General features: G+C 68.4%; 23 protein-coding genes and 1 tRNA gene. 17 read left to right on the top strand and 7 right to left on the bottom strand.

Translation table 11 applies throughout. The features are described from left to right. Positions 1–32 precede the first annotated feature (32 nt). Positions 33–108, top strand: a tRNA-Val gene (locus tag C1746_RS11780). A gap of 48 nt (positions 109–156) precedes the next feature. On the opposite strand, the gene rpe is transcribed toward C1746_RS11780, so the two are convergent. Genes rpe through C1746_RS11795 form a run of 3 tightly spaced genes read right to left on the bottom strand, consistent with a single transcriptional unit; the run spans position 157 to position 2,747 of the window. Further along, on the bottom strand, positions 157–840 hold the full coding sequence (gene rpe, locus C1746_RS11785) for a ribulose-phosphate 3-epimerase (protein WP_205711823.1): 684 nt from the start codon (positions 838–840) through the stop codon (positions 157–159). 28 nt (positions 841–868) lie between these two features. After that, on the bottom strand, positions 869–1,495 hold the full coding sequence (locus tag C1746_RS11790; RefSeq protein WP_205711824.1) for a class I SAM-dependent methyltransferase: 627 nt from the start codon (positions 1,493–1,495) through the stop codon (positions 869–871). A 46-nt stretch (positions 1,496–1,541) separates the two neighbouring features. Next, complete coding sequence (locus C1746_RS11795) at positions 1,542–2,747, bottom strand: acetyl-CoA C-acetyltransferase (protein ID WP_116714763.1); 1,206 nt, start codon at positions 2,745–2,747, stop codon at positions 1,542–1,544. 77 nt (positions 2,748–2,824) lie between these two features. On the opposite strand from C1746_RS11795, the gene C1746_RS11800 reads away from it, so the two are divergent. Then, complete coding sequence (locus C1746_RS11800) at positions 2,825–3,103, top strand: putative signal transducing protein (protein ID WP_162867663.1); 279 nt, start codon at positions 2,825–2,827, stop codon at positions 3,101–3,103. A gap of 35 nt (positions 3,104–3,138) precedes the next feature. Here the strand turns inward: C1746_RS11800 and C1746_RS11805 are convergent, their stop codons facing one another. The 3 genes from C1746_RS11805 to C1746_RS11815 all read right to left on the bottom strand — a co-directional run bounded on the left by C1746_RS11805 (position 3,139) and on the right by C1746_RS11815 (position 9,018). Beyond that, positions 3,139–5,970 carry a gamma-glutamyltransferase gene (locus C1746_RS11805; protein ID WP_116714765.1) on the bottom strand — a complete coding sequence of 944 codons (2,832 nt, stop codon included), beginning with the start codon at positions 5,968–5,970 and terminating at the stop codon, positions 3,139–3,141. An 83-nt stretch (positions 5,971–6,053) separates the two neighbouring features. Beyond that, positions 6,054–6,395, bottom strand: a complete 342-nt coding sequence (locus tag C1746_RS11810; RefSeq protein ID WP_116714766.1) for a hypothetical protein — start codon at positions 6,393–6,395, stop codon at positions 6,054–6,056. 433 nt (positions 6,396–6,828) lie between these two features. Further along, positions 6,829–9,018, bottom strand: coding sequence for a hypothetical protein (locus C1746_RS11815; RefSeq protein WP_162867664.1), 2,190 nt, complete (start codon positions 9,016–9,018; stop codon positions 6,829–6,831). Between the two features lie 1,094 nt (positions 9,019–10,112). Here C1746_RS11815 and thrS point away from each other — a divergent pair. From thrS to pdxS, 8 genes are all read left to right on the top strand, one after another. Next, the gene (gene thrS, locus C1746_RS11820; protein WP_414627972.1) at positions 10,113–12,038 is read left to right on the top strand and encodes a threonine--tRNA ligase; all 1,926 of its coding nucleotides are present in this window, start codon (positions 10,113–10,115) and stop codon (positions 12,036–12,038) included. 54 nt (positions 12,039–12,092) lie between these two features. Continuing rightward, positions 12,093–13,139 carry a DVUA0089 family protein gene (locus C1746_RS11825; protein ID WP_116714769.1) on the top strand — a complete coding sequence of 349 codons (1,047 nt, stop codon included), beginning with the start codon at positions 12,093–12,095 and terminating at the stop codon, positions 13,137–13,139. A gap of 16 nt (positions 13,140–13,155) precedes the next feature. After that, on the top strand, positions 13,156–13,761 hold the full coding sequence (locus tag C1746_RS11830) for a CDP-alcohol phosphatidyltransferase family protein (RefSeq protein ID WP_162867665.1): 606 nt from the start codon (positions 13,156–13,158) through the stop codon (positions 13,759–13,761). 38 nt (positions 13,762–13,799) lie between these two features. After that, a complete protein-coding gene (locus C1746_RS11835; RefSeq protein WP_116714771.1) occupies positions 13,800–15,227 on the top strand; it encodes an NAD-dependent succinate-semialdehyde dehydrogenase in 1,428 nt (475 codons plus the stop codon). 43 nt (positions 15,228–15,270) lie between these two features. Then, entirely contained in the window at positions 15,271–16,326 is a 1,056-nt protein-coding gene (locus C1746_RS11840) for a phosphatidylinositol mannoside acyltransferase (protein ID WP_116714772.1), read from the top strand. Further along, positions 16,323–17,477 carry a glycosyltransferase family 4 protein gene (locus C1746_RS11845; RefSeq protein ID WP_116714773.1) on the top strand — a complete coding sequence of 385 codons (1,155 nt, stop codon included), beginning with the start codon at positions 16,323–16,325 and terminating at the stop codon, positions 17,475–17,477. The genes C1746_RS11840 and C1746_RS11845 overlap by 4 nt, the downstream gene beginning before the upstream one ends. Positions 17,478–17,513: 36 nt before the next feature. Next, a complete protein-coding gene (locus C1746_RS11850; RefSeq protein ID WP_116714774.1) occupies positions 17,514–18,638 on the top strand; it encodes a DUF3048 domain-containing protein in 1,125 nt (374 codons plus the stop codon). 100 nt (positions 18,639–18,738) lie between these two features. Next, positions 18,739–19,662: a pyridoxal 5'-phosphate synthase lyase subunit PdxS gene (gene pdxS, locus C1746_RS11855; RefSeq protein WP_116714775.1), complete on the top strand. Its 924-nt coding sequence runs from the start codon at positions 18,739–18,741 to the stop codon at positions 19,660–19,662. Between the two features lie 27 nt (positions 19,663–19,689). On the opposite strand, the gene C1746_RS11860 is transcribed toward pdxS, so the two are convergent. Next, complete coding sequence (locus tag C1746_RS11860; protein ID WP_116714776.1) at positions 19,690–20,181, bottom strand: hypothetical protein; 492 nt, start codon at positions 20,179–20,181, stop codon at positions 19,690–19,692. A 15-nt stretch (positions 20,182–20,196) separates the two neighbouring features. On the opposite strand from C1746_RS11860, the gene pdxT reads away from it, so the two are divergent. From pdxT to C1746_RS11895, 7 genes are all read left to right on the top strand, one after another. After that, positions 20,197–20,838 (top strand): pyridoxal 5'-phosphate synthase glutaminase subunit PdxT, encoded by a 642-nt coding sequence (gene pdxT / locus C1746_RS11865; RefSeq protein WP_116714777.1) that lies wholly within the window; start codon positions 20,197–20,199, stop codon positions 20,836–20,838. Between the two features lie 43 nt (positions 20,839–20,881). After that, positions 20,882–21,634 (top strand): YebC/PmpR family DNA-binding transcriptional regulator, encoded by a 753-nt coding sequence (locus tag C1746_RS11870; RefSeq protein WP_116714778.1) that lies wholly within the window; start codon positions 20,882–20,884, stop codon positions 21,632–21,634. Positions 21,635–21,698: 64 nt separating this feature from the next. After that, positions 21,699–22,343, top strand: coding sequence for a crossover junction endodeoxyribonuclease RuvC (gene ruvC, locus C1746_RS11875; RefSeq protein ID WP_116714779.1), 645 nt, complete (start codon positions 21,699–21,701; stop codon positions 22,341–22,343). 103 nt (positions 22,344–22,446) lie between these two features. After that, a complete protein-coding gene (gene ruvA, locus C1746_RS11880) occupies positions 22,447–23,037 on the top strand; it encodes a Holliday junction branch migration protein RuvA (RefSeq protein WP_116714780.1) in 591 nt (196 codons plus the stop codon). A gap of 67 nt (positions 23,038–23,104) precedes the next feature. Next, positions 23,105–24,148, top strand: coding sequence for a Holliday junction branch migration DNA helicase RuvB (gene ruvB, locus C1746_RS11885; protein WP_116714781.1), 1,044 nt, complete (start codon positions 23,105–23,107; stop codon positions 24,146–24,148). 153 nt (positions 24,149–24,301) lie between these two features. After that, positions 24,302–24,775: a preprotein translocase subunit YajC gene (gene yajC, locus C1746_RS11890; RefSeq protein ID WP_116714782.1), complete on the top strand. Its 474-nt coding sequence runs from the start codon at positions 24,302–24,304 to the stop codon at positions 24,773–24,775. A gap of 29 nt (positions 24,776–24,804) precedes the next feature. Next, positions 24,805–25,662, top strand: a complete 858-nt coding sequence (locus C1746_RS11895) for a hypothetical protein (RefSeq protein ID WP_205711826.1) — start codon at positions 24,805–24,807, stop codon at positions 25,660–25,662. The last annotated feature ends 57 nt before the right edge of the window (positions 25,663–25,719 follow it).

Below are 25,719 nucleotides of genomic sequence, written 5' to 3' on the forward strand. Positions count from 1 at the left end.
GCGCGCCCGCTACCATCACAGCCCTCCACTGAGGGCGCGTAGCTCAGTGGGACGAGCGCTCCGCTCACACCGGAGAGGTCGCTGGTTCGATCCCAGCCGCGCCCACCAACGCGCTCTTCGCCATCGAGCACCAGAGGTCCGTCGAGCACCAAGGGTTCAGTCCATGTCCTGGCGCGCGGCGTCTGCACGAGCGCGGAGGTCTACGATCCCCTCCTCGAAGCTGTCGTAGCGCCACAACGCCGACCCGCTGATGAACACGTTGGCCCCGGCCTTGGCTGCGCCAGCGATGGTGTCCGGACCGATGCCGCCGTCGACTTCGAGCTCGATGTCGCGGCCGCTGGCCTCGATCATGAGGCGTGCCCTGGTCACCTTCTGCTCCATCGACGAGAGGTAGCTCTGCCCGCCGAAGCCGGGGTTCACCGTCATGATGAGGATCATGTCCACCAGGTCCATGACGTCTTCGCAGTGCGAGAGCGGCGTGGCGGGGGAGAGGGCGATGCCGACACGCGAGCCCCACTCCTTGATCTGGTGATAGGTCCGGTGGGGCATCCCGAGCGTCTCCGGGTGGCAGATGATCATCTCGCAGCCGGCCTGCTTGACGTACCGCTCGAGGAGATCCTCCGGCCGGTCAGCCATGATGTGGGCCTCGAAGGGCAGGCCGACCATGCGACGGCACGCGGCGATGACGTCAGGGCCGAAGGTGATGTTCGGGACGTACGTGCCGTCCATGACGTCCCACTGCAGCCGGTCGGCACCTGCTGCCTCCAACGCCTGGCAGTCCCGCCCCAGGTTGGCGAAGTCGGCTGAGAGGGTCGAGGGAACGATCGTGGTGGTGGTCACACCCGAAACCTAGCCCAGGTGCACGTGCTCAAACGGTAGGTGGGCAGGCCGATGCCGGCGGTTGAGTGCGACGACGTAGTCGCCGTCGTCGTAGAACTCGCCCTCCCAGGTCGCCCATCTGGCGACCGGCTCGAGTCCGGCCCTCTGCACAGGCCGCGTCGTAGGTCGCGAGAGCCAGAGGCGTCCCTCCTGGCCCACCCTCCAGGCTCCACCCGGCGAGGAGGTGGCCGCCGGGAACGAGGTGGGCCGCCAGCCGCGCGAGGGCGGAATCCAGCGTCCCCGGGGTCAGGAAGACCATGACGTTCCCCGCAGCGACGACCACGTCGACGGTGCGCCCCAGATCCAGCTCGGCCAGGTCGCCCTGCACCCACTCGACGGTCGGGGCCTCCCGTCGCGCAACGGTGAGCATGGACGGATCGAGGTCGACGCCGATGACGTCCACACCTCGTCGGCTGAGCTCCGCGCCGACCCTGCCCGTCCCGCAGCCGGCGTCGAGGACCGTGGATGGCGCCAGGGTCATCACGAGGTTGGCCTCGCCGTGGGGGCTGCGTCCCTCCGCAGCTGTTGCGTTCTGCGCGTCCGACACGCGCCGGTGGTAGTCCTCGCCGTCGGAGCCGGCTGCGAGCCAGGGGTTGGGGTCATCACCACTGGTCATGATCCCGACGACCGAATTGCGGAGGGCCGCGAGGGCGATCGCAGTCTCAGCTGAGGCGCTCGACGATGATGGCCATGCCTTGGCCCCCACCGACACACATGGTCTCCAAGCCGATCGTCTTGTCGGCCGTCCGCAGTCCGTTGAGCAGCGTGTTCATGATCCGGGCGCCGGTCATGCCGAAGGGGTGCCCGACGGCGATGGAGCCGCCGTTGACGTTCAGCTTGTCCCACTCGATGCCGAGCTCGTCGGCTGAGGGGATGACCTGGGCGGCGAAGGCCTCGTTGATCTCGACCAGGTCGATGTCGTCGATCGTCATCCCTGCTCGGCTGAGCGCCTGCTTGGACGCGTCGACCGGTCCGAGCCCCATGATCTCCGGGTTCAGGGCGGTGACGCCGGTCGCGATGATCCGGGCGAGGGGTTCGATGTCGAGCTCGGCCGCCCGGCGGTCGGACATGATGACGGTGGCGGCGGCGCCGTCGTTGAGCGGGCACGCGTTGCCGGCCGTGATACGACCATCGGGACGGAAGACGGGCTTCAGCTCGGCCAGCTTCTCCACCGTCGTTCCAGGCCGGGGGCCGTCGTCGGCGGTCATCGTGCTGCCGTCGGGCAGCTCCACCGGGGTGATCTCGTTATCCCAGAAGCCGCTCTTCTGGCCGGCCACCGCGCGCTGCTGGGAGAGCGCTGCGAACTCGTCCATCCGCTCGCGCGTGATGCCCTTGGCGAGGGCGACGTTCTCGGCCGTCTGGCCCATGGGGATGTAGATGTCGGGCAGGCCCTCAGGCTCGGTCCACTCGGTTGCCCCCGTCTCGGCAACCTTGGCGGTCCGTGCCTCCGCCTCGGCGAACTTGGGGTTGTGGGGCCCGCCGTCTGAGGTGCCGTTGCCGAACCGGCTGACGGTCTCGACGCCGGCTGCGACGAACACGTCGCCCTCGCCGGCCTTGATCGCATGTGCGGCCATCCGCATGGTCTGGACCGACGAGGCACAGTAGCGGGTGATCGTGGTGCCAGGGACGTCGTCCCACCCGAGCAGGACGGACACGACCCGGCCCATGTTGTTGCCGGACTCGCCGCCGGGCAGGCCGCAGCCGAGCATCAGGTCCTCGACGTCGGACGGGTCGAGCTGGGGGACCTTGTCCATCGCTGCCTGGACCGCGATGGCCGCAAGGTCATCGGGGCGGAAGTCCACGAGCGAGCCCTTGGCGGCCCGTCCGATCGGTGTACGCGCGGCGGCGACGATGACGGGCTCGGACATGAGGGCTCCTCTGTGGGCGACGTGGGACGGGCATGGCGTGGGTCGGGCGTGCCGGAGGGCGCCAGCGTGCCGGACCGATGCGCCGACCGCAATGTGCCAGGCGCGCACGGCGGGGGCGCGAAGCCGACGCCATCATGGATGGGGTGCCGAGCTTCGAGACCCTGACCACGCTGCCCAGCGTGTACGCCGCGATCGTGAAGGGTGCGCTCGAGGCCGAGGGCGTCACCGTGATCCTGGACGGTGGTGGCTTCGAAGCCATCTATCCCACGCGCATCGGCTCCACCGGGACCCGTCTCATGGTGCCGCAGGAGGAGTTGGAGCGGGCCAGGACCCTCCTCGCCGAATTCGACAAGTAGACGTCGACGAGGAGGTCCGGGCCCGCCTGCTCAGCTCACTCCTGCGGGGTCACCGCATCGGCGATGTCATTGGCCACATCGGCCGAGATGAGGTTCTCATCACCCAGGATGGTGACCGACGGGTACTCCGTCAGACCGAGGCTCGATATGTAGTCGGTCGTCTCGACCGGGGTGTTGTCGGTCCGCACCCCGAGGATCGGGGCATCGAGCAGGGCGGCCAGTGGAGCACCGGCCAGCGCGACCGGCCAGGCGTCGTCGCCCTCGAGGTCGGCGAAGAGGAAGTCCTCGCCCGATGCCGGAACGGCGGGCCAGAGCCCGGCTGCGATGGCTGCCGCGGTGCTCATGCGGTTCCCACCGGCGACCCGTTCGGACTCGCCGATCTCGGTCTCGTTCGCCGTGTCGACCGCGTCCACCCCGCCGACGATGACCACTTGGGTGTCGGCGTTGGTATCACGCTGCCCGCTGATGAACCGCTCTGCGGCCGGGTGCAGCCCACCGGGTGCGGTCAGCACGATCGGAGTTCCGGTCGCGCTCGAGAAGCCGCCGGAGGTGATGGCGTCCACCCAGTCAAGGCCGTCAGCCACGATGACGACGTCGGACAGCATCGTGTCCGATGGGGTGTCGGTGTCCGTACCCGTGTCCGTCCCGGTGTCCATCATCATCGAGCGGGCATCCAGTGCCTCCGCCGAGACCATCTCGGCCGTCTCGAACCGCGTGGTCCCGGCGATCCGTTCCGTCGCACCGGGCACGGCTGCCTCGGCGGCGACGCTCACGGCGTTGGGTCCGCCCAGCACGTAGACGATCCCGTCATCGCGCAGGGCCCGCTCGATCTCGGTCTCGGTCTCGCTGTCCAGTTCGGCATCCGGTCCGCCAGCGGTGAACAGGATGCAGTCGACCGGCAGCGCCGAGCCGGTCAGCGCGTCGGCGAAGACGTCGTCCCGGGCCAACGCCAGGCTGTCAGCCTCCCCGTCCTCGACGAGTTCCTGGCAGATCTCGATGGCGGTGGTCACGGGCTGTCCGTCTCCGCCATCGATGCGGTTGACGCCCTGGACGCCCAACTCGGGCTCCTGGCCGCCGACGGCACCATCTCGACGGAGGTCGGCCCCGCCGATCAGCCCGTCGTCGGTGATCTGGATGATGGACAGTCCACTGGTCTGCTCCGTCACGCTCACCGTGTGGCCACGAGCTTCGAGGTCCTCGGTCAGCCCATCGACGTCGTACTCCTGGATGATGCCGGGTAGCGGTGCCTCCAGGTCCGTCGTGCTGCCGTTGCGGTTCATGTAGTGCGGGACCTGGATGGCCTGCTGCGGGTCGAGGTCGAAGTCCAGCATGTTGATGATGGACTGAGCCGTGTAGCCGATGATGCGCGAGCCGCCGGGTGAGCCGGTCACGATCTCGGGCGTTCCGTCAGCACCGAGGACGATCGTCGGGGACATGGAGGACCGCGGTCGCTTGCCGGGCTGGACGCGGTTGGCGATCGGGTCTCCCTCGTCGTCCTCGAAGTCGAAGGAGAAGTCGGTCAGCTCGTTGTTCAGCAGGAAGCCGCCGCTCTCGACCATGACGCCGTTCCCGAAGGAGCTCTCGATGGTCGTCGTCACGGACAGGGCGTTGCCGAAGCGGTCCACGATCGAGACGTGGCTGGTGCCACCCTCGGTGTCCTCCGCCTGCGGCGCGCTCGGGTCGAACTCGCCTGGTGGCGTGCCGGGCTCGGCACCGGCGGAGATGTCGTCCTCGCCGATCAGCTCGGACCGCTCGGCCAAATAGTCCTCGTCCAACATGCCCTCAACCGGCACCGTGACGAAGTCGGTGTCGCCGACGTAGAGGTTGCGGTCGGCGAAGGCCAAGCGCATGGCCTGGGTGTAGTTGTGAACGGTCAGCTCATCCAGCGGGCCGTCACCAAGCTCCACGTTGGCGAGGATCCCGAGGATCTGGCCGACCGCGAGTGCGCCGGAGGACGGCGGACCCATGCCGCACACCTGTCGGCCGCGGTACTCCTGGCACACGGGCTCGCGCTCGATGACCTCGTAGGCGGCCAAGTCGTCGGTCGTCATGTCGCCGGGGATGTTGAGGTCACCGGTGACCGCGTCGGCGATGTCGGTCGCGAGGTCCCCGGTGTAGAACGCGGCGGCTCCGTCGGTGGCCAACAGGTCCATCAGGCTCGCGTAGGCCGCATTGGTGATGCTCGTGCCCGCGGGCTTTGCGGCGCAGTCGGTGACGGTCTCGGTGCCCGAGTCGACCTCGAACTCCTCCACGAAGTAGTCATAGGCGACCGGGTCGCGGAAGAAGAGTCGATCCTCGCACTTCTCCGCGCCGTCCACGAACGCGCTCAGTCCCAGCAGGAAGTTGACCTGGTCTGCTGTCCGGCCGGTGATCTCGAACCCGCCGGCGGCCAGGTCGCGGGCTGGGCCGAAGAGCGTGGACCACGACAGGCGACCGTGGTTGGCATGCAGCGCCTCCATCAGCGCCGGCGTTCCGGGGACGCCCACGGACAGGCCGCTCTGCCACGCCTCGAGGAAGCCGAGACCGTCGAAGCGGTCCTCCGTCGCCGCTGCTGGCGTGGTCTCGCGCGCGTCGTAGGTGGTCGTCTCACCTGAGTCGGCGTCGTAGTACACGGCGAAGGCGCCACCGCCGATGCCGCTGGACTGCGGCTCCACCAGTCCCAGGACAGTCTGGACGGCGACGAACGCGTCGGCCACCGTGCCGCCGCTGTTGAGCACCAGCTCGCCCGCGGCCGTGGCCAGCGGGTTGGCCGTCACCACCATCTGCTGGTCGGTCTCAACCGCCTCGGCAAGATCCTGTGCGAACGCGGGTGTGGTGGTCAGGCCTGCGGCCAGGACCAGCACGAGCGCGAAGATCAATCGTCTCATGGTGAATCTCTCCTCATCGGGCGGTGGCCGCGGGCGGGCCGATGAGGTGTCATACCACGAATGGGTGGGCCGGCGACGGCGAACTACTCGAAGGAAGTACCGTCTTCGTTAATGGTCCACGTGCGCTCCCCGCACGCTTCGTCCACGGCAAGGACGGCGACAATCAGATCGTCGGCGTCGTAGGCCTCGAATCTGCAAGGTGAGACGTCGATCATGCGGGGGAAGTCCAGCGAACTTCGACCCCGTATCAGGATTGGTTCAACGGCTGGTTCGTGGCCGATCGGATGAACGGTGAGGTCCTCGGGGGTGCTGTTGATGACCCACATGCTGTCGGCTGGACACGAACTGAGGCCGAGGGTGAGCACGAGCAGGAGGCCGGGGAGTGCCAGCCTGCGGGTCAGTCGCGATGCTCGGCCCGTCACCATCGGGGCATCCGAAGCGGCACCAACCGACCTGCAGTTCGCGGATTCGCTGGGCGTGGTTCTGGGCGTTCAGTGCGATGGTGCGTCAAGATCGGCTGGGGTCATTCGAAGGTGCTGCCGTCTTCGTTGATGGTCCACGTGCGCTCCCCGCACGCCTCGTCCACATCCAGCACGGCGACGATCAGGTCGTCAGAATCGTAGGCCTCGAATCTGCAGGGCGAGACACCTGTCATTCCCGGGAAACGGGCGGAACTCCGAGCACGCATGAACCGAGGTTGCGCCGTCGGACTTTGCCCGATGCCCTGAACAACGAGATCTTCGGATGTTGAGTTGATGACCCACAGGCCGTCGGCAGGACATGAGCTGAGGCCGAGGGTGAGTATGAGCAGGAGGCCTGGGAGTGCCGACCTTCGGGTCAGTCCCGATGCTCGGCCTGTCACCATCGGGGGCATCCGAAGCGGCACCAGCCGACCTGCAGTCCGCGGATTCGCTGGGTGTGGTTCTGGGCGTTCAATTCGAGGGTGATGTAGTTGCGCCCCGGTCGGATAGGACTCGGTTGCCCGTCGAGCACCTCGTCGAAGGTGTAGTAGCTGAAGTTCCTGGCCTGGTTCCACGGGTCGTTGGAGTTGCAGCAGTAGAACCAGCTTCGGTCCAAGTCAAGCTCGCGTCGTTGTCCGTTGATGTAGAAGGTGTCGCTGGCGCGCCGCTGCAGATCGTCAGTGTGCATGATGAACAGATACGGCTCACTGTCGAGGCCGGGATAGGGGATGTCGACGATCATCGTGGCGCTGCTCTGTCCTGTTAGGTACCTGCCGAAGTCCGGTCCTGATGTGACCCGGACTGAGTCCAAACCGATCACGTCGGTCTGGCCGCCTAACGATTGGTCGAAGCTGATCGAGGCTCCGAAGCGGGTCGATGCTGACGAGAACGGCTCCGTCGGTGTCGTGTTGGTCGCGACAAGAGTTGCCATCGTGCAGCTGGTCCCAACCGTTATGTTGGCCGAGCCATCGACGGCCACTGCCAGTGGGTTCTGGCACAGTCGCGGGTACTGATCGAAGGCCAGCAGTGTGGCCGTCAACGAACCGAGATCACCGCTGGTGCCGATCGAAAGGGTGCCCCCACCCGTTGGCAGTTCCAGATCAGCGTAGAGGGTTCCTGTGTTGCGCAGGTCTTTCGTCACAGACACTGATCGATCAGCGGACACAACATGCGTTTGACGTGCTGGACGTGACTCGCTTCCATCAGCGGTCGGAGATCCCGACGTGGCCAACTCCCTCCGCCAGGACGTGTCCTGCGGCAGGTCAACATCCGGGTCATCGAAGCCGAGGCCACGATTCGTCGTCCCATCGGGCAGACGGCCGGTCAGGACGTACGCCCACTCCCGATACTCGTGGAGTTCTTGGTCGAAGCCCGCGCCATCGGTCTCCCACAGATCGTAGATGACGTCGGAGGGACGGCGCGGAACGATGGCCTCCCCCAGTGTCTCCCACGTTTCTCGGACTGCATCGATTCCGAACCGGTCCTCGATGAACTCCGCCACGAGGAACGACCCGTACTCCGCACCGCCGACGAGTTCGGTCGAGCGGTCGAACTCCCGCTCCGGTGCGCTGAGTGCATGTCTGATGTTCGTGGCATACCTGTTGGCGTCACGAACATCAGCATCCGGATGGATTTTCTCGACTTGGTGTGCGGCCCACTCGGCTGTGGCTTCACGCCACCACGTCCCGTTGTCGAAGTTCGCCACCAAGTCGGGGAGGCCGAGATAGCTGTACTGGAACTGATGGAACAACTCGTGGTGGACCAGATACGGACCCACTCGGTTGGGGTCGGTGTCCAGATAGATGGCGGGTCGGCTTCCAGGAACCAGACTCGGCAGCGACAGCCCGGCCCCCGGCAGCATCAACGGGTTCATCACGATCTCAACCGTCTTCGACGGCTCTTGGTACCCAAGGCTGACGTAGTGCGTCCACGCTCGATTTGCCTCCGCGAGGACGAGGTCGATGAGATCGGGCCGACCGTTGCCGTCTTGGTCGTCCCCAGGCACACCCGTCTGGCCGACTGTGTAGAAGACCCGAAATTGGGGGTCGGGACTAGCCGATGACTGGGCGGATAGCTGCTGCAGCCCTGACGCTGCACCATCTGTCGCGACGCACTCGAAGCGGGATAGGGCTGTCTGGTAGGGCTGCGAGCAGTCTGGCCAGGCGCTGGCCGGCGCCGTGCCGGCTGATGTATCCAAGACGGGGACGAGCACGTCGACAATTGCGCGTCTTCCGTCGTCATCCACCGAGTCGAGGTAGCGCAGTCCCTCGATGCCGGCGTCACCGTCGGTCGGTCCGGTTGCGTCGGTGAACTCGCCCGGCAGGAGAGCAGGCGCGACCGTAGTGAAGAGCGCGAGTTCAGCGGCTGCCAGGTCGGTCAGATCGCTCCGATCATGGGCAGCGCGGATCAGTTGCAGCGATGTCGGGGGTGGCTGTGGAACGGTGACGGCCCCAATGGCAGGCGGAGAACGGTTCCCCGCACCATCTACCGCCCGAACCTCGTACTCGTGCGCCCCGGGCCCTGGATCCTCATCGATGTACGAGGTCTGCGCTGCCGCAGTTGTAGCCACGACGAGGCCGTCATCCACGGACGAACCTCTCCGAATCTCGTAGTTGACAACGTCGTCGGAGGGACTGGCCGTCCACCCCACAGAAGTGCCGACGGCGTCCAGTGCCAGCGTGAGCCCAGCCGGCGCGATCGGCGCCGTCCGATCAGGCGCAAGGCCTTCGATCACCGGAGACGGCGGCGCCTCAACGCCTTCGGGGCCTACGCCGACGATCCGATATCGAGGCTCATCCTGGGGCGGGTCGATGTCTTCGTATCCTCGCACAGTGATGGGGTCGGTTGTCAGTCGAACGAAGTTGTCAGTTGACGTGTCTGCGCGTTCGACATGCCATCCCGCAACGGCGCTGTCGGTCCAGTCGGGCCATCTGAGCCCGACGCCACGATCGGTCGTCTCAGTCGTGATGACTTCAGGAGATCGCAGGACATCGACAAACGACACCGAGGCACGGAACTCCGTTCCGAGTGCCTCTCCCGAAGCGGCAGCCACCGAGCCCTCGACCACGATGTCGTATGGTCTGCTCCACGGGCGGGCCTCGATAACGACCTCGACAACGGCTGGGTCCTGGGTGACCATTGATGAGCCCGAATGGCTGTCCCCGAACTCGGTCTCAACTCGGACCGACTGGTCGGTGACTGTCGCCGGATCGAGGGCTTCCGAGAACTGGACGATCACCCGATTCGTCCGGGGCACGTCCACGCCTGTTGGGGCGGCTTCGACCACGGTGAGTCCTCCCTGGGCCGACGCCGGCAGTGCAATGCAGAACAGAACGAAACACACCATGCCGACTGCCATTCTGGATATGCTTCCCCCACTGGAAGTAGTCGATCGAGACTAGTTATGCGACCGAGCCATCCACAGAGTATGGAGCAATCAACTCTGAGTCAACCTGGAACAGCGGCGGACCAGCGCGTTGTGGACCGAGGGTTACAGCCGGCAGCTCGCTACCCTTGGTCGGGCCGTGGGGGACACCGCTGCGCGGCGCAGCCAGAAGAATCCAAGGAGTGCATGGCGTGTCAGAAGTCATCAGGGTGTACGGACCGGAGGAGACAACTGTCCAGGTCACCCCCGGGACGACGGCCCAGGACGCGCTGAAGGCTCTGGGTGCGATCCGGGGCATGGTGGTGGCGGCCCACGTCGATGACGCCATGGTCGACCTCGACACCCCGGTCGAGGACGGCCAGGTCGTTCGGCCCATCCCCGCGGACTCCGACGACGGTCGTTTCATCATCCGGCACTCGACCGCCCACGTCATGGCGCAGGCCGTGACCGACCTGTTCCCGGGTACCAACTTCGGCATCGGGCCGCCCGTCGAGAACGGCTTCTACTACGACTTCGACCCGGCCGAGCCGTTCACCGAGGAGGACCTGACCAAGATCGAGGGTCGGATGGTCCAGATCGTCCGCGAGGATCAGCCGTTCGAGCGGCTGGAGGTGTCCACCGACGAGGCGCTGGAAGCCTTCTCGGGCAACCCGTACAAGGTCGAGATCATCACCGACGGCGAGGCCGCGGCCGACGACCCGACGGCCCCCGCCGGCGAGTCGGGCATCACGATCTACCGCAACACCAAACCGGAGGGCGCTGCGGGGGAGGGGCCGGGGTACTGGCAGGACCTCTGCCGCGGCCCCCACGTGCCCACCACGAAGTGGATTCCGGCCTTCACGCTGCAGCGCGTCGCCGGCGCCTACTGGCGGGGTGATGAGAAGAACAAGATGCTCCAGCGGATCTACGGCACCGCGTGGGAGTCGAAGAAGGCCCTGAAGGCGTTCCTCGCCCAGCAGGAGGAGGCCCGCAAGCGCGATCACCGCAAGCTCGGCCGTGAGTTGGACCTGATCAGCTTCCCCGACGAGTTGGGTGCCGGTCTTGCCGTGTGGCACCCGGACGGGGCGATCGTCCGGCAGGAGATCGAGGACTACATCCGGGATGCGGTCCGGCGGCGGGGCTACCAACCGGCCTACACCCCGCACATCGGCAAGTCGCTGCTCTGGGAGACCAGTGGGCACCTCGGCTTCTACGCCGACGGGATGTACCCCCCGATGGAGATGGACGCCTCCTCCAGCGGCGAGGCCGGCACCGGGACGGACTACTACCCCAAGCCGATGAACTGCCCGTTCCACGTCCTGATCTACCGGTCGCGGGGCCGCTCCTACCGGGAGTTGCCGCTCCGGCTGGCCGAACTCGGGACCGTCTATCGCTACGAGCGTTCGGGCGTCATCCACGGTCTCATGCGGGCCCGGGGCTTCACCCAGGACGACTCCCACATCTTCTGCACCGGCGAGCAGTTGGTCGACGAGGCGCTGGCGTGCGTCGAGTTCGCCCTAGACGTGTACCGCGACTTCGGCTTCGACGGGCCCAGTCGCGTCGCCCTGTCGACGCGGCCGGCCAAAGCCGAGACCGTCGGGACCGACGAGGGCTGGGCGCACGCCGAGAGCGCACTGCGGGAGGCACTCGACCGCTCGGGCCTGGAGTACGTCGTGGACGAGGGTGAGGGGGCCTTCTACGGTCCGAAGATCGACATGCAGGTCACCGACGCGATCGGGCGGGCGTGGCAGCTGACCACCGTGCAGATCGACTTCAACCTGCCGGAGCGGTTCGGCCTGACCTACACCGCCTCGGGCGGGGAGGCGCAGCAGCCGTACATGGTCCACCGCGCCCTGCTCGGATCCGTCGACCGCTTCTTCGGCGTGCTGCTGGAGCACTACGGCGGAGCCTTCCCGACCTGGCTTGCGCCGCGCCAGGCCGTGGTCATCCCGATCTCCGACAGCCACCTGGACTACGCGGCGACGGTCGCCGACTCGCTCCGCGGCGCGGGCCTTCGCGCAGAGGTCGACGTCGGCGAGGACTCGATGGGCAACAAGATCCGCAAGCACCAGGGCAACAAGGTCCCCTACATGCTCATCGTGGGGGACAACGAGGCGGAGGAGCGGACGGTGTCGATCCGCCCGCGGTACGGCGACCAGCGCAAGGGAGTCCCCCTGGACGAGTTCGCGGACGAACTCGCCGCCGAAGTGGCCTCCCGGACGGTTGGCCCCCAGCCGGAGTAGCGGTCGGACCCGGTACCGGCGATCACGCGACCGGTCCCCCGTACACTGACCCCGATGAGTGAGACACCTGAGGGACCCTCCGACGACTGGTCTCGCGGCTGGGACGACAGCGGCGCCGAACCCGATCCGGTCGCCGGGCCGTCCTCGGACGACGCGGCTGAGCCGCCCAGTCAGCCGGCTGCCGCTGAGCCACCCTCCCCGCAGGACAACTCGTCGTTCCCCGACCCGGCTGCGACCGCCGGTTGGTCACTGCCCCCGGCGCAGCCCGCGTCTGGCGAGCCCGGCCAGTCCGGCTTCGGCCAGTCCGGCCAGGACCCCTTCGGCCAGTCCGGCCAGGCACCATCAGGGTGGTCGGGCCAGGGCGGTGTCGGCCAGTTGCCACCCAACCCGCCACAGGCCGGGCCGCCACCCTCGGGCCCACCGCCAGCGCCGCCTGGGTACGGCCAGTCCGGCTTCGGCCAGCAGGGCTACCCCCAGCAGGGCTATTCCCAGCAGGGCTACCCCCAGCAGGGCTACTCCCAGCCAGGCACGGCACCGCCGGGCTACGGCCAGCCTGCATTCGGACAGCCGGGGTTCAGTCAGCCGGGGTTCAGTCAGCCAGGCCTCGGTCAGCCCCCGCAGAAGTCGGGCTCTGGGACGAAGGTCGTCCTCATCGTCCTCGGTGTGCTCGGTGTCCTGGTCCTCATCGCTGTCATCGGTGTGGTCTTCCTGGTCAATCGGGCCGGCGATGTCGTGGAGGACGCCGTCGTCCAGTTCGAGGACTTCGACTTCGACGCCGGCTCGGCGAACATCCCCGACGGCCCTCGACTGCTGGACAGCGGCGGCTCGGTGGGCGGCTCCGACGACTCCCAGTCGTTCTCCTTCATCGTCGAAACAGTCGGCCCCGTCCAGATCGACGTCCTCGGCGACAGCGGGTTCGATCCCGTCCTCGAACTGCGCGATGAGTCCGGCAACCTCATCGCCGAGAACGACGACAGCGACATCGGGTTCGGGCTCGACTCGCGAATCAACATGACGCTCCAGCCCGGGACCTACGAGGCCCGGGTCGACGGGTTCGCGGGCGATGAGGGCTCGTTCGCCATCATCGTCACCGACCTGTAGCCCCACGCCGCCGCCGATGGCCGTCAACGCCTACTTCCGCACCTCCACCGACAAGGTCGTCCTGCCGATCGGTCGAGGTCTGGCGCGTGCCGGCCTGACGCCGAACGGGATCACGACGCTCGGACTGCTCGGGGTCATCCTCGGCATCACCATCCTCCTGCTCGGCCGTCCGGTCCTCGGCGGGTGGATCGTGGCCTTCGCGACGATCCTGGATGCCTTCGACGGGACGGTTGCCCGTCTGACGGATTCGCAGACGGAGATGGGGGCCTTCTACGACTCCGTCGCCGACCGGGTTGCGGATGCGACGATCTTCGCCGCCTGCGCCTGGGTCGCCCGCGACCAGCCGCTGGTCTTCACCGGCGTGATGATCGCGTTCGCCACCGCACTGATCACCTCCTACATCCGCGCCAAGGCCGAGTCGCTCGGCTTCGACGCGACGGTCGGCCTGATCGAGCGGCCCGAGCGAGTCGCCATCATCCTCCCCGCCCTCGGCTACGGGTTCCTCGGCTGGGGGGCCTGGCTGCTGGCGGTCGGGGGCGCCATCACGATCGCGCAGCGCCTGCATGCGGTGATGTCCCAGGCCAGGGAGCGCGCCGACGAGCGGACGTCCGACGAGCGCTGAGATGTTCGTGCTCACCCCCTACCGGAGAGGGTTGCGACATGCAGACCCAGATGTTGATCGGCGGAGACTTCACCGACGCTGCCGACGGCAGCACGATGCCGGTCGAGGACCCGGCCACCGGCGAGACCATCGCGGAGGTGGCGGCGGGTGGCCCCGCCGACGTGGTCACCGCGGTGGCGCGAGCGCACGTGGCCCAGTCCCAGTGGGCAGCCACCGCCCCCCGCGACCGAGCCGAGACCCTGCGACGCGTCTGGCAGTTGATGACCGACGCCCAGGAGGAGTTGGCCGACCTCATCACGGCGGAGAACGGCAAGCCGCTCGCTGACGCCCGAGGTGAGGTGGCCTACGCCGCGGAGTTCTTCCGCTGGAACGCCGAGGAGACCGTCCGCCTGCGCGGCGAGTTGGGCGTCGCACCGTCGGGCACCAACCGCATCCTGGTGCACCACCCGCCGATCGGGGTGGTCGCCATGATCACCCCCTGGAACTTCCCGGCTGCGATGATCACGCGCAAACTCGCGCCGGCGCTGGGCGCCGGCAACGGTGTCGTGATCAAACCACCGGCCCAGACCCCGCTCACGGCCCTCCGCATCGGCGAACTGCTCGGCGATGCCGGCGTGCCGGACGGCCTGGTGAACGTCGTTCCGACAGCGGACTCCGCCGGCTGGTTCGACACCTGCGTCGACCAGGAGCCGGTTCGGATGGTCTCGTTCACCGGCTCCACCGAGGTCGGTCGGGTCCTGCTCCGCCGCGCGGCGGACCGGGTGCTGAAGACGGTGATGGAGTTGGGTGGCAATGCGCCCTTCATCGTCTTCGACGACGCCGACCTCGACGCGGCGGTCGAGGGCGCGATGCTCGCCAAGATGCGCCACTCCGCTGAGACCTGCACGGCCGCGAACCGGTTCTACGCCCATCGGTCGGTGGCCACCGACTTCGCGGAGCGCTTCGCGGCCGCCATGGCAGAGGTCCAGATCGGCCCCGGAGCCGACGACGCCACGACGTGTGGGCCGCTCATCGACGCCGAGGCCGTCCAACGGATGGTCACGCTGGTCGAGGAGGCACGAGATGACGGGGCGCGTGTGCTGACGGGCGGGGGGGTGCCGGATCGGCCCGGCCACTTCTTCAACCCGACGGTCCTCGGGGAGGTCGGGCATGCCTCGTCCATCGCTCGGACGGAGATCTTCGGCCCCGTGGCTCCCGTGATCCCCTTCGAGGACACCGATGCCGTCATCGAGATGGCCAACGACACCGAGATGGGCCTTACCGGCTACGTGTACACCGAGGACCTGCGTCGGGGACTCGCCGTCAGCGAACGGATCCGAGCCGGCATGATCGGGCTCAACCGCGGACTGGTCAGCGACCCTGCCGCTCCGTTCGGCGGGATGAAGCAATCCGGACTGGGCCGCGAAGGCTCCACCGACGGGATCTACGAGTTCTGCGAGACCCAGTACATCGCCACATCCTGGTAGCCAGTTCCGTCACCGCGGGCGCAATCGCTAGTCTCTGGCACCGATGAGTGCTCGGACCGCTGACCCAACGCCGCTGGTCAGCGGCCTTCCGCCGGCCCCCCGGACGGACTTCGGGCCCCAGCCCGACGGCTCCTACACCTACCGGGGGAGTGGCCGAGCGGGCGAGCCCGTGGACCGCAATCACGGCGCCGCCGACCGGGTGCCCGCGCCCCGAACCCCGGAGACGACCGCCCAGCAGGTCGGTGGCCACCTCTGGGGTGGCCTGTGGGAGGCGGCACGGTCCCTCCCTGGCCCGCTGGCCTTCGGTCTTGCGCGTAGCGGTGGACTGACCGCCGACACCTGGGCATCCCTCCGACGCGGTCACCACGGCGCCATGATCCGGCGGAACCTCGCGCGAGTGGTCCCCGGTCCCGATCTCGGGGATGCCGTGACCCGCGCCTATGCGTCCTACGCCCGCTACTACATGGAGGCGTTCCGCACCGCCGACATCGACCCCGACGACCTGGACCGACGGACCACCGCCGGCGGGTTCGAGCACCTCGACGGGGTCCTTGCGGAGGGACGCGGCGCGATCATCCTGCTGGCCCATCACGGCTCGTGGGACATCGCCGCTCGCTGGGCCGAGAGCCACGGCTACCACCTGGCCTGCGTGGCGGAGGTGCTGCGGCCGCGTCGCCTCTTCAGGAAGTTCGTGACGATGCGGGAGGCCATCGGTCTCGAGATCGTGCCGCTCCGGCGAGGGGAGAATCTGGACGCGCGACTCAAGGAGGTCCTGGCGGCCAACCACCTGGTCGGGCTGCTCAGCGACCGCGATCTGTCAGGACGGGCCCCCCTGGTCGACTTCTTCGGAGAGCCCGCCCGAATCCCCGTCGGTCCCGCGCGGCTGAGCGCAGCCACGGGATCGAAGATCGTCCCGATCACCATGCTCCACCGGCCGAACATGCGCTACCACCTGCAGGTCCTCGAGCCATTTGACACCGTCGGCCTGGACCTGGCGGACGGTGTGCAACGGACTGCCAGGGCACTGGAGGACCTCATCCGGCTGGACCCGGCCCAGTGGCACGCCTTCCAGCCCATCTTCGAGGCGGACCGGAGATGAAGGTCGCGCTCGTCTGCCCCTACGACTGGAGCAAGCCGGGTGGGGTCAAGGCTCACGTTGCCAACCTGGCCGAGTACCTGATGGCCCGGCACGAGGTTCGCATCTTCGCCCCGACCAGCGGCCGGCTGGCGCAGGACGGCGTCGACGCGCTGGTCGAACACGTCGGCCGGCCCGTGCCGATCCGCTACAACTCCTCCGTGGCCCCGGTCGGCCTGGGGCCGCGGGTCATCTACCGGATGAAGCAGCGGCTCATGGAGTACGACCCGCACATCACCCACATCCACGAACCCCTGGCCCCGTGGGTGTCGATGGCCGCCACGGTTGCCGGGCCGATGCCGAAGATCGGGACGTTCCACGCCTGGTCCGACTCGGACCGGATCTACCGCCTGACGGCTCCCTTCATCCGCAAGATCGTGGCCGACCTGAAGGTCCGCGTCGCTGTCTCACCCTCGGCCCAGACCTACGCCAGCCAGGCCATCAAGGTGCCGGCGAGGTCCTTCGAGATCCTGCCGAACGGGGTCGACGATGTGCGCTTCGCCAGTGCCGAGGCCATACCCCAGCTGGTCGATCCCGACCGTCCGCTGCTGCTCTTCGTGGGCCGCCTCGAACGCCGCAAGGGGCTCGAGACGCTGATCAAGGCCGTCTTGCGACTCCGTGCGGACGGACAACACCTGCGGCTGTGCGTCGTCGGTGAGGGACCCGAACGCGAGCGTTGTCAGTCGCTGGTCCCGCCGTCCCTGCGCACCGAAGTGCTCTTCGTCGGCTCGGTCTCCCATGACGTGCTGCCTCGCTATCACGCCTCCGCCGACGTGTTCGTCTCGCCGGCGCACGGTGGTGAGTCCTTCGGCATCGTCCTGTTGGAGGGGATGGCCGCCGGTCTGCCCGTGGTGGCCAGCAGCATCCCGGGCTACCGCACCGTCATGACCGATGGCGTGCAGGGGCGGATGGTCCCGCCCGACGACGCCGTGAAGTTGGCCGAGGCGCTCCGCACACTGCTGGTCAACCCCAAGCTGCGCGCCGCCATGGGCGCCGAGGGGCGTCGGACGGCGTCGGAGTTCTCCTGGTCCGTCGTCGGGGCCAAGGTCGAGGAGATGTACCACCGCGTGCATCGCAACTTCGTTGCGGAACAGTCGCAGCAACCCGATTCGTAAGCGCCTGCGGCGGCCGAGGCCTCGTAGTCTGTGCCCATGGTGACTGCTGCATCCAGATCGCTTCTTGCTGTCCTGCTCGTCCTGGCGCTGGCGGCTGCCGCCTGCACCGGTGACGAGCCGGAACCGGTCGTCGAGGCCACCCCGACTACGATCGAGGCGCCGACGCCGAGCCCCACACCGACGCCGACCCCCACACCGACGCCGACCCCCACACCGGAGCCGGTCATCTTCCCGCTGACCGGCGCGCCGGGCGAGGACGGTGACCGGGTCGGGCTGCCGGCACTTGGCATCAAGATCGACAACTCACCGGCCGCCCGACCACAGATCGGACTGGACCACGCCGACATCGTCTTCGAGGAGCTGGTCGAGGGAGGGCTGACCCGGTTCCTCGGCGTCTACCACTCCGTCGATCCAGACGAGGTCGGCCCGGTTCGATCAGGTCGCGACGTCGACGCCGACCTCTTCCCGCCGTTCCTGGGAATCCTGGGCATCTCCGGCGCCGCCGGCCCCACCTACAGCGTGCTGTTCGGGGCCGGACTCCAGGTCTTCGAGGAGGGCCAGGCCGGCGGCGCCATCTACCGCGTCGACGACCGGGCGGCGCCACACAACTTGAACGCGATCGCTCGGCAGCTTTGGGATGCCGGCTCTGATGCCCCCTCCGCCATCCAGCCCTGGCCGATCGACGCCAAGCGCCCCGAGGGCGGCGTGGCCACCCCTGCGGTGGAGGCACGGTTCTCCGACGACGCCGCCCACTCCTGGGCCTGGCGACCGGCCGACGGGGTGTTCGAGCGAGGCCAGAACGGCACCCGCCACCTCACGGCGGACGGAACGCAGGTGTCGGCGGCCAACGTCGTCTACGCCAGCGTCGGTGTGGGCTCGGGTGGGGGCGTCGACGTCAACAACTCCGGCACCGTCTCGGTGCGGGTGATCGGCGAGGGTTCGGCCGTGTTCCTCCGCGACGGCCAGCTGTTCGAGGGGTCGTGGCGCAAGACGTCCCGTGAGGCCCAGTTCGAGTGGCTGGACGAGGCCGGGGAACCCTTCCCACTGGCCCCGGGGCAGACCTGGGTCGAGCTGCAGCCGACCCGATTCGAGGTCGACGGCGCGCCCGAAGGGCCGGTCAGCGCGGATGCACCACGCCCCACTCCATCGCCGGACGAGTGACCGCCGAACGAGTGACCGCCCGGTTCGTGGTCCCGATCCGGCGCCCGGGCCGGATTGGCCGTCGTGAGTGGCCCCAGGACGGCTGGGTACGCTTGCTGGCATGAGCGAGACCACACCTCAGACATCACCGTCGCCTGCACCGGGCACGACGGGGACCAGCCGGGTGAAGCGCGGACTGGCCGACATGCTCAAGGGCGGCGTCATCATGGACGTCATCAACCCCGAGCAGGCCAAGATCGCCGAGGACGCCGGCGCTGTTGCGGTCATGGCCCTCGAACGGGTCCCCGCAGACATCCGGGTCGAAGGCGGTGTTGCCCGCATGAGCGACCCCGACATGATCGACGGGATCATCGACGCCGTCTCGATCCCGGTGATGGCCAAGGCCCGCATCGGGCACTTCGTCGAGGCACAGGTCCTGCAGTCGCTCGGTGTCGACTACGTCGATGAGTCCGAGGTGCTGACCCCGGCCGATGAAGCCCACCACATCAACAAGCACGAGTTCACCGTCCCGTTCGTCTGTGGGGCCACGAACCTCGGCGAGGCCCTTCGACGGATCGCCGAGGGAGCCGCCATGATCCGCTCCAAGGGTGAGGCCGGTACCGGCAACGTGGTCGAGGCCACGCGGCACATGCGGTCGATCACCAGCGCCGTTCGCCGGCTCACGCGCCTCAGCCCGGAGGAGCTCTACGCCGAGGCCAAGGAGCTGCAGGCTCCCCTCGACCTGGTCCACGAGGTCGCCGAGACCGGACGGCTTCCCGTCGTGCTCTTCACGGCCGGCGGCATCGCAACCCCAGCGGATGCCGGGATGATGATGCAGCTCGGGGCTGACGGCGTCTTCGTCGGCTCGGGCATCTTCAAGTCAGGTAATCCGTCCGAACGCGCCAAGGCCATCGTGCAGGCCACGACGTACTCGCGCGACCCGGACGTCATCGCCAAGGTGTCGCGGGGGCTCGGAGAGGCGATGGTCGGCATCAACATCGACACCCTGCCGGAGTCGGAGAAGCTGGCCCACCGCGGCTGGTAGCGGGCAGGCTGGCCGCTTCAGACCGGCTCAGGCCGCGCCCGAGAGCTGGCCGGCCAGCAGCATCAGCGTCAGACCCAGGAGGATCGCCCACGGCAGCGTGGAGCGGCCGACCGAGATCGACTCGATCGAACCCTCGATGGGCTTGCCCTTGCGCTGCGCCAGCTTCAGGACCGCGTCAGTGCCCTCCGCAGCCGTCATCTGGATGTTGGGTGCCTCGGCAATCCTCAGGACCGGGTTGATCCGCCACCAGGCGCTGTCGGGCATGATGACCGACTCCACCTGTGACCAGGTGAACTCGCGTGGGGAGCCGATGCCCTGCCGCTCGTGCAGCCCCGCTGCCGTCACGGTGAGCTGCCAGCTCCACTCCCGTGCCGTCTGCAACCCGATGATGGCCGGGTACACGAGCACCCCGAAGCGATCGACCTCCCCCGTGCTGGCCGCCCACGCGATGATCAGACCGAGGGAGAGGATCGACAGGATCTTGATCGGCTGCGGGCGGGAGACGGTCAGCGTCTTCATCGGACCGGCAGCATAATGCCCCGAGGCGCCAGCGTGTCCCCGACGAGCGGTGCGTTTACCCTGCCGCGGGTGACGACCATCGGCGTGCTGGGCCTGCAGGGGGACGTGGCCGAGCATCTCGCCATCCTGGACCGGTGCGGTGCGGAGGGGGTGTCGGTCAAGCACGCCCACCAGTTCGCCGAGGTGGATGGGCTGATCATCCCCGGTGGAGAGTCCACGACGATCGGGAAGCTGCTGGCGCGGTTCGAGCTGCTGGAGCCGCTGACGGCAGCCATCGCCGACGGTCTCGGGGTCTTCGGGACGTGCGCCGGCGCGATCCTGCTCGCCCGCGAGGCGCTCCACCACGACGGCACCGTCTCCGAGCAGCACCTGCTCGGCGCCATGGACACCACGGTCCGACGCAACGCCTTCGGCCGGCAGGTCGACAGCTTCGAGGCCGACCTCCACGTGGAGGGCATCGACGGCGGTCCCATCCACGCCGTGTTCATCCGGGCCCCGATCATCGAGCGTGCCGGCCCCGACGTGGAGGTCCTGGCCTGCGTCGGCGATACCATCGTCGTCTGCCGACAGGGACCACTGCTGGCAAGTTCGTTCCATCCCGAGCTGACCGATGACCCCCGGCTCCACCAGGAGTTCATCGGAATGGTCAGTAGCTAGCAGCCGGTCTCCGGGCAGCGACAGGACAGACGAAGGGAGAGCCATGTCAGGCCACAGCAAATGGGCGACCATCAAGCGGAAGAAGGGCGCCAACGATGCCAAGCGCGGAAAGCTGTTCGCGCGGCTCATCAAGGCGATCGAGGCGGCAGCGCGGGACGGCGGTGCCGACCCGGACATGAACCCCACGCTGGCCACCATGGTGCAGAAGGCCAAGGACGCCTCCGTGCCCAAGGACAACATCCAGCGCGCGCTCGATCGCGCCGCCGGCAAGGAGGGTGGGGGTGCCGACTGGGAGACCGTCTACTACGAGGGCTATGCGCCCGGTGGGGTGGCGCTGTACGTCCAGTGCCTCACCGACAACCGCAACCGTGCCGCGGCCGACGTGCGCAGCGCGTTCACCAAGCACGGCGGCTCGCTGGCCGAGCCGGGTGCGGTCAACTACCTCTTCACCCGGACCGGGGTCATCGAGGTCCCCGCTGACGGCGTTGAGGAGGACGACCTGCTGATGGCCGGTCTGGATGCCGGTCTGGAGGACGTCACCTCCGACGGCGAGACCTTCACGGCCACCTGCCAGCCCGAGGATGTCATCCAGCTGCGCAAGGCCCTGGAGGAGGCGGGGATCACCGTCGCCTCCTCCGACTCGACCATGCTGCCCTCCGTGCAGGTGCCGCTGACCGACGAGGAGTCCGCGAAGAAGGTCCTGCGCCTCATCGATGCGCTCGAGGACGCCGACGACGTCCAGGACATCTACGCCAACTACGACATCTCCGACGACATCCTGGAGGCCGTCGCGTAGGAGCGACGGACCGACCGACCGGCCTCCTCGGGCGACCGTCGAGTGCCTGCTACCGTGCGTACACATGTTCGAGCATCGAGTGCTTGGCGTCGACCCGGGCCTGTCCCGGTGTGGCATCGCGATCCTCGACGGTCCGGGCCACCGCGCCACCGTCGTCGACTCGGAGGTGGTGAGGACCCCTGCCGACATGGCCCTCGGGGGTCGGCTCCACGCCATCCACGCTCGCCTGCGGGCGCTGGTCACCGCGCACCGGCCCGCCTCGATGGCCGTCGAACGGGTCTTCATCAACGCGCAGGCCCGAACAGGGACCGGGGCCATGCAGGTCGTCGGGCTGGTCCACCTGCTGGCTGCGGACGCCGACCTTCCCGTCGCCGAGTACACCCCCAGCCAAGTCAAGGCCGCCGTCACGGGGGTCGGAGATGCCGACAAGGACCAGGTGACCTTCATGGTCCAGCGTCTGCTCACCCTCGACGTCGCCCCGACGCCCGCCGATCGAGCCGACGCCATGGCCGTCGGGCTCTGCCACCTCCAGCAACCTGGGTTTGGTCGCCGCAGACGCTCCGGCGGCCAGGGTCGAGCCGGCGACCAGGCGACGACCACGGGGATGTCCTCTCGCCTGGCGGAGGCGTTGGCCGCCGCCGGTCCCGGCTTGACGGCCGTCGATCCAGCTCGTCCGCGTCCCACGCCGTCGAAGGGAACCGGGCAGTGAGGTCTCCTCGCCGGGTGCGCCGACGCATGCGTGACCTCACCCGCCAGGGCCGGGTCAACTCACGCATGCGGTCCCACGACCGGCACACGGGGACGGCCGTCGGATGATCGCCATGCTCCGGGGCGTGGTGGCCCACCTCAGCCCGGGCGAGACCATCATCGACGTGGCCGGCGTCGGGTACCGCGTCCGGGTGCCGACGGGCGCTCGCCTGGCCGGCCTGGGGGAGGAGATCACGCTGCACACCCACCAGGTCGTCCGCGAGGACGCGCTGGATCTGTACGGCTTCGTCTCGGCCGACGAGCGAGACCTGTTCTCGACCATGCTCGGGGTCTCCGGCGTCGGACCCAAGATCGCGCTGTCCGGCATCGACACGTTGGGTGCTTCCGGCCTGCGCACCGCGGTGGTGGCCGACGACGTCACGGCGTTGACGGCCATCCCCGGGGTGGGCAAGAAGGGTGCGCAGCGGCTGGTACTCGAGCTGCGGAGCAAGGTCGGGGCGCTCCCCGAGTCCTCGACGGCCGACCTGCCCGGCGGCGCACCCGAGGCCGAGGACCCACGGACGGAGGCCCGGCAGGCTCTGGGCGCGCTCGGGTACGGCGCCGGCGAGGTGGAGCACGCCCTGCGCGGCCTGCCGACCGATGTCGAGGCGGAGGAGCTCATCCGGCTGGCGCTCCGCGGGCTGGCGACCACATGAGCTCGCGCAGTCGGCTGCGAATCCCCCCGGCTCGGAAGCCGACGGCTCGGCGTGGGCGTGAGACCGCATGAGCGACAGCGCCCACGACCCGCTGATCGACCCGGCGCCGATGGAGGACGACGTCGACATCGATGCCTCGCTGCGCCCGCGCCAGCTCAGCGAGTTCGTGGGCCAGCCGACGCTCAAGAGCCAGCTCGAGCTGATCCTGGAAGGCGCCCGGCGCCGCGGGTCGGCCGTGGACCACCTGCTGTTCAGTGGGCCGCCGGGGCTGGGGAAGACGTCGTTGGCCCACATCGTCGCCGTGGAGATGAATGCCGCCCTTCGTGCCACCAGCGGGCCGGCCCTCGAACGTCCCGGTGACCTGGCGGCGATCCTGACCAACCTGGAGCAGGGCGATGTGCTGTTCCTGGATGAGATCCACCGGCTGCCCCGCGCTGTCGAGGAGATCCTCTACCCGGCGATGGAGGACTTCGTCCTGGACATCGTCGTGGGCAAGGGGCCGGCCGCCAAGGCCTTCCGGCTGCCGCTGCCGGCCTTCACGTTGGTCGGGGCCACCACCCGGACGGGACTGCTGACCGGGCCGCTCCGAGATCGCTTCGGGTTCGCCACCCGGATGGAGTTCTACTCGGCGGAGGACCTGCGGCAGATCGTCACCCGATCGGCTGGGGTGCTCGGGGTGCCGATCGACGATGGCGGTGCCCTCGAGATCGCCCTCCGGAGCCGCGGGACACCGCGCATCGCCAACCGGCTGCTCAAGCGGGTCAGGGACTTCGCGGAGGTTCGCAGCGACGGTCGGGTGACGGGTGCGGTCGCCGGCTCGGCACTCGAGCTGTTCGAGGTGGACCAGGCCGGCCTGGACAAGCTGGACCGGATGGTCCTCACCCGACTGTGCCAGGACTTCGGCGGCGGCCCGGTCGGCCTCGGGACGTTGGCGGTTGCGGTGGGGGAGCAGCCTGACACCGTCGAGGACGTGGTCGAGCCGTTCCTCATCCAGCGGGGCCTGTTGGCACGAACCCCCCGAGGTCGTGTGGCGACGGCCAAGGCCTACGACCACCTGGACCTGCCGTTCGACCCGACCCGAGACGAACCCCCCACGCTGTTCGGCAGCTGACCAGGTCCTGGTGGGTGGACTTCCCACGCCTGCGCGTGGAGAAGTCCACCCACACTCGACCGAGCTGCGCGTCCAGGGCTCCCACCCGCAAGCCCATGCCGGACTCCGCTGCTACCGTGGCCCGCCCCACCCCTCATCAGGCGTACTTCACCCATGACATTCGGACTCATCCTGCTCGCCGAGAACGGCGGCGAGGCGGCACCCGCCGGCGGCGGTCTGGCCAGCTTCCTGCCCTTCCTCCTGGTCGGTGCCCTCTTCTACCTGCTGCTGATCCGGCCGCAGCGCAAGAAGCAGCAGGAGCAGCAGACCATGATCCGCAACCTGGAAGTCGGGGCCGTCGTGGTCACGATCGGCGGGTTCCACGGTGAGATACTCGGGCTGACCGATGAGACCGCCGAGGTCGAGATCAGCGACGGGGTGGTCGTGACGATGGCACGCAACGCCATCGCGCGGTCCATCCCCGACCCCAGCGCCACGGCCCTGGATGACTTGGATGACGAGTTCGACGACCTCGATGACGAGTTCGACGACGACGATCTGGACGACATCGACCTGGACGACTTCGATCTGGACGACCTGGACGACGTCGACGCGGACGAGGCACGGGACGGCGGCTCCGACCGCTGACACCCGGCGGCGCCCGCCACCACCTCGCCATGGACAACTCGATCGACTCCGAACTGCTGCCAGCCAGCGTGCCGCTCGGCGGGCGCCTGCCCGACGGGCAGGACCAACCCACCGCGCCGTTCCCCTCGCGCTCGAAGATCGCGCTGCTGCAGGCTGTCCGAGAGCACGCCGAGGTGACCGGCATGCTCGAGATGGCCGATGAGTTCCTGGCCAGTCAGGGCTTCACCGAGCACGGCTTCCGCCACGCCAACCTGGTCGGGCACATCGCCTACAACGTCCTGCGCTACCTCGACTTCGACGACCACACCGCGGAACTCGGTGCGGTGGCCGGCTACCTCCACGACATCGGCAACGTGGTCAGCCGTGCGCAGCACGGACAGTCATCCGGTCTGATCGCCTTCACGATCCTGCGTGAGATGGACGTCCCGATTCGCGACATCTCCCAGATCATGGGCGCCGTCGGCAACCACGAGGAGCAGTACGGCGTTGCCGTCAGTCCGGTCAGCGCAGCGGTCATCGTGGCGGACAAGTCTGACGTCCACCGTTCGCGAGTGCGTGATACCGGAGACATCGAGGCTGACATCCACGACCGCGTCAACTTCGCGGTGACGTCCTCCTTCCTCCGGGTCTCCGATCTCGTGGAGGACGTCGACCCGGATCAGACAGACGCCGCAGCCGTCCCCGCCGACCCCCCCGCCGCGCCGCTGCCAACACGTCTGCTGCAGCCCACCAAGACCCTTACCCTTGAGCTCGAGGTCGACACGACGGTCACGCCGGTCTTCGAGTACTTCGAGATCTTCATGGAGCGGATGGTCATGTGCCGTCGCGCCGGGCAGACACTTGGCGCCGAGTTCAAGATCACCGTCAACGACGTCCCCGTGCTCTGACGGAGCCACCGCCCACACCAGAGCCGCCCAGACCAGACCGCCCAAGCCCACGAACCG

The sequence above is a fragment of the Euzebya tangerina genome (genome assembly GCF_003074135.1).
GTDB lineage: Bacteria > Actinomycetota > Nitriliruptoria > Euzebyales > Euzebyaceae > Euzebya > Euzebya tangerina.

Coding starts and splice junctions, on each gene's coding strand:
- C1746_RS11895 (WP_205711826.1), top strand. CDS start 24,805: ATGGACAACTCGATCGACTCCGAACTGCTGCCAGCCAGCGTGCCGCTC.
- ruvC (WP_116714779.1), top strand. CDS start 21,699: ATGTTCGAGCATCGAGTGCTTGGCGTCGACCCGGGCCTGTCCCGGTGT.
- C1746_RS11830 (WP_162867665.1), top strand. CDS start 13,156: ATGGCCGTCAACGCCTACTTCCGCACCTCCACCGACAAGGTCGTCCTG.
- ruvB (WP_116714781.1), top strand. CDS start 23,105: ATGAGCGACAGCGCCCACGACCCGCTGATCGACCCGGCGCCGATGGAG.
- C1746_RS11845 (WP_116714773.1), top strand. CDS start 16,323: ATGAAGGTCGCGCTCGTCTGCCCCTACGACTGGAGCAAGCCGGGTGGG.
- C1746_RS11805 (WP_116714765.1), bottom strand. CDS start 5,970: ATGAGACGATTGATCTTCGCGCTCGTGCTGGTCCTGGCCGCAGGCCTG.
- C1746_RS11840 (WP_116714772.1), top strand. CDS start 15,271: ATGAGTGCTCGGACCGCTGACCCAACGCCGCTGGTCAGCGGCCTTCCG.
- C1746_RS11825 (WP_116714769.1), top strand. CDS start 12,093: ATGAGTGAGACACCTGAGGGACCCTCCGACGACTGGTCTCGCGGCTGG.
- C1746_RS11835 (WP_116714771.1), top strand. CDS start 13,800: ATGCAGACCCAGATGTTGATCGGCGGAGACTTCACCGACGCTGCCGAC.
- C1746_RS11860 (WP_116714776.1), bottom strand. CDS start 20,181: ATGAAGACGCTGACCGTCTCCCGCCCGCAGCCGATCAAGATCCTGTCG.
- C1746_RS11850 (WP_116714774.1), top strand. CDS start 17,514: ATGGTGACTGCTGCATCCAGATCGCTTCTTGCTGTCCTGCTCGTCCTG.
- C1746_RS11800 (WP_162867663.1), top strand. CDS start 2,825: ATGCGCCGACCGCAATGTGCCAGGCGCGCACGGCGGGGGCGCGAAGCC.
- C1746_RS11795 (WP_116714763.1), bottom strand. CDS start 2,747: ATGTCCGAGCCCGTCATCGTCGCCGCCGCGCGTACACCGATCGGACGG.
- pdxT (WP_116714777.1), top strand. CDS start 20,197: ATGCCCCGAGGCGCCAGCGTGTCCCCGACGAGCGGTGCGTTTACCCTG.
- C1746_RS11870 (WP_116714778.1), top strand. CDS start 20,882: ATGTCAGGCCACAGCAAATGGGCGACCATCAAGCGGAAGAAGGGCGCC.
- pdxS (WP_116714775.1), top strand. CDS start 18,739: ATGAGCGAGACCACACCTCAGACATCACCGTCGCCTGCACCGGGCACG.
- yajC (WP_116714782.1), top strand. CDS start 24,302: ATGACATTCGGACTCATCCTGCTCGCCGAGAACGGCGGCGAGGCGGCA.
- ruvA (WP_116714780.1), top strand. CDS start 22,447: ATGATCGCCATGCTCCGGGGCGTGGTGGCCCACCTCAGCCCGGGCGAG.
- C1746_RS11810 (WP_116714766.1), bottom strand. CDS start 6,395: ATGGTGACGGGCCGAGCATCGCGACTGACCCGCAGGCTGGCACTCCCC.
- C1746_RS11790 (WP_205711824.1), bottom strand. CDS start 1,495: ATGACCAGTGGTGATGACCCCAACCCCTGGCTCGCAGCCGGCTCCGAC.
- thrS (WP_414627972.1), top strand. CDS start 10,113: ATGGTGGTGGCGGCCCACGTCGATGACGCCATGGTCGACCTCGACACC.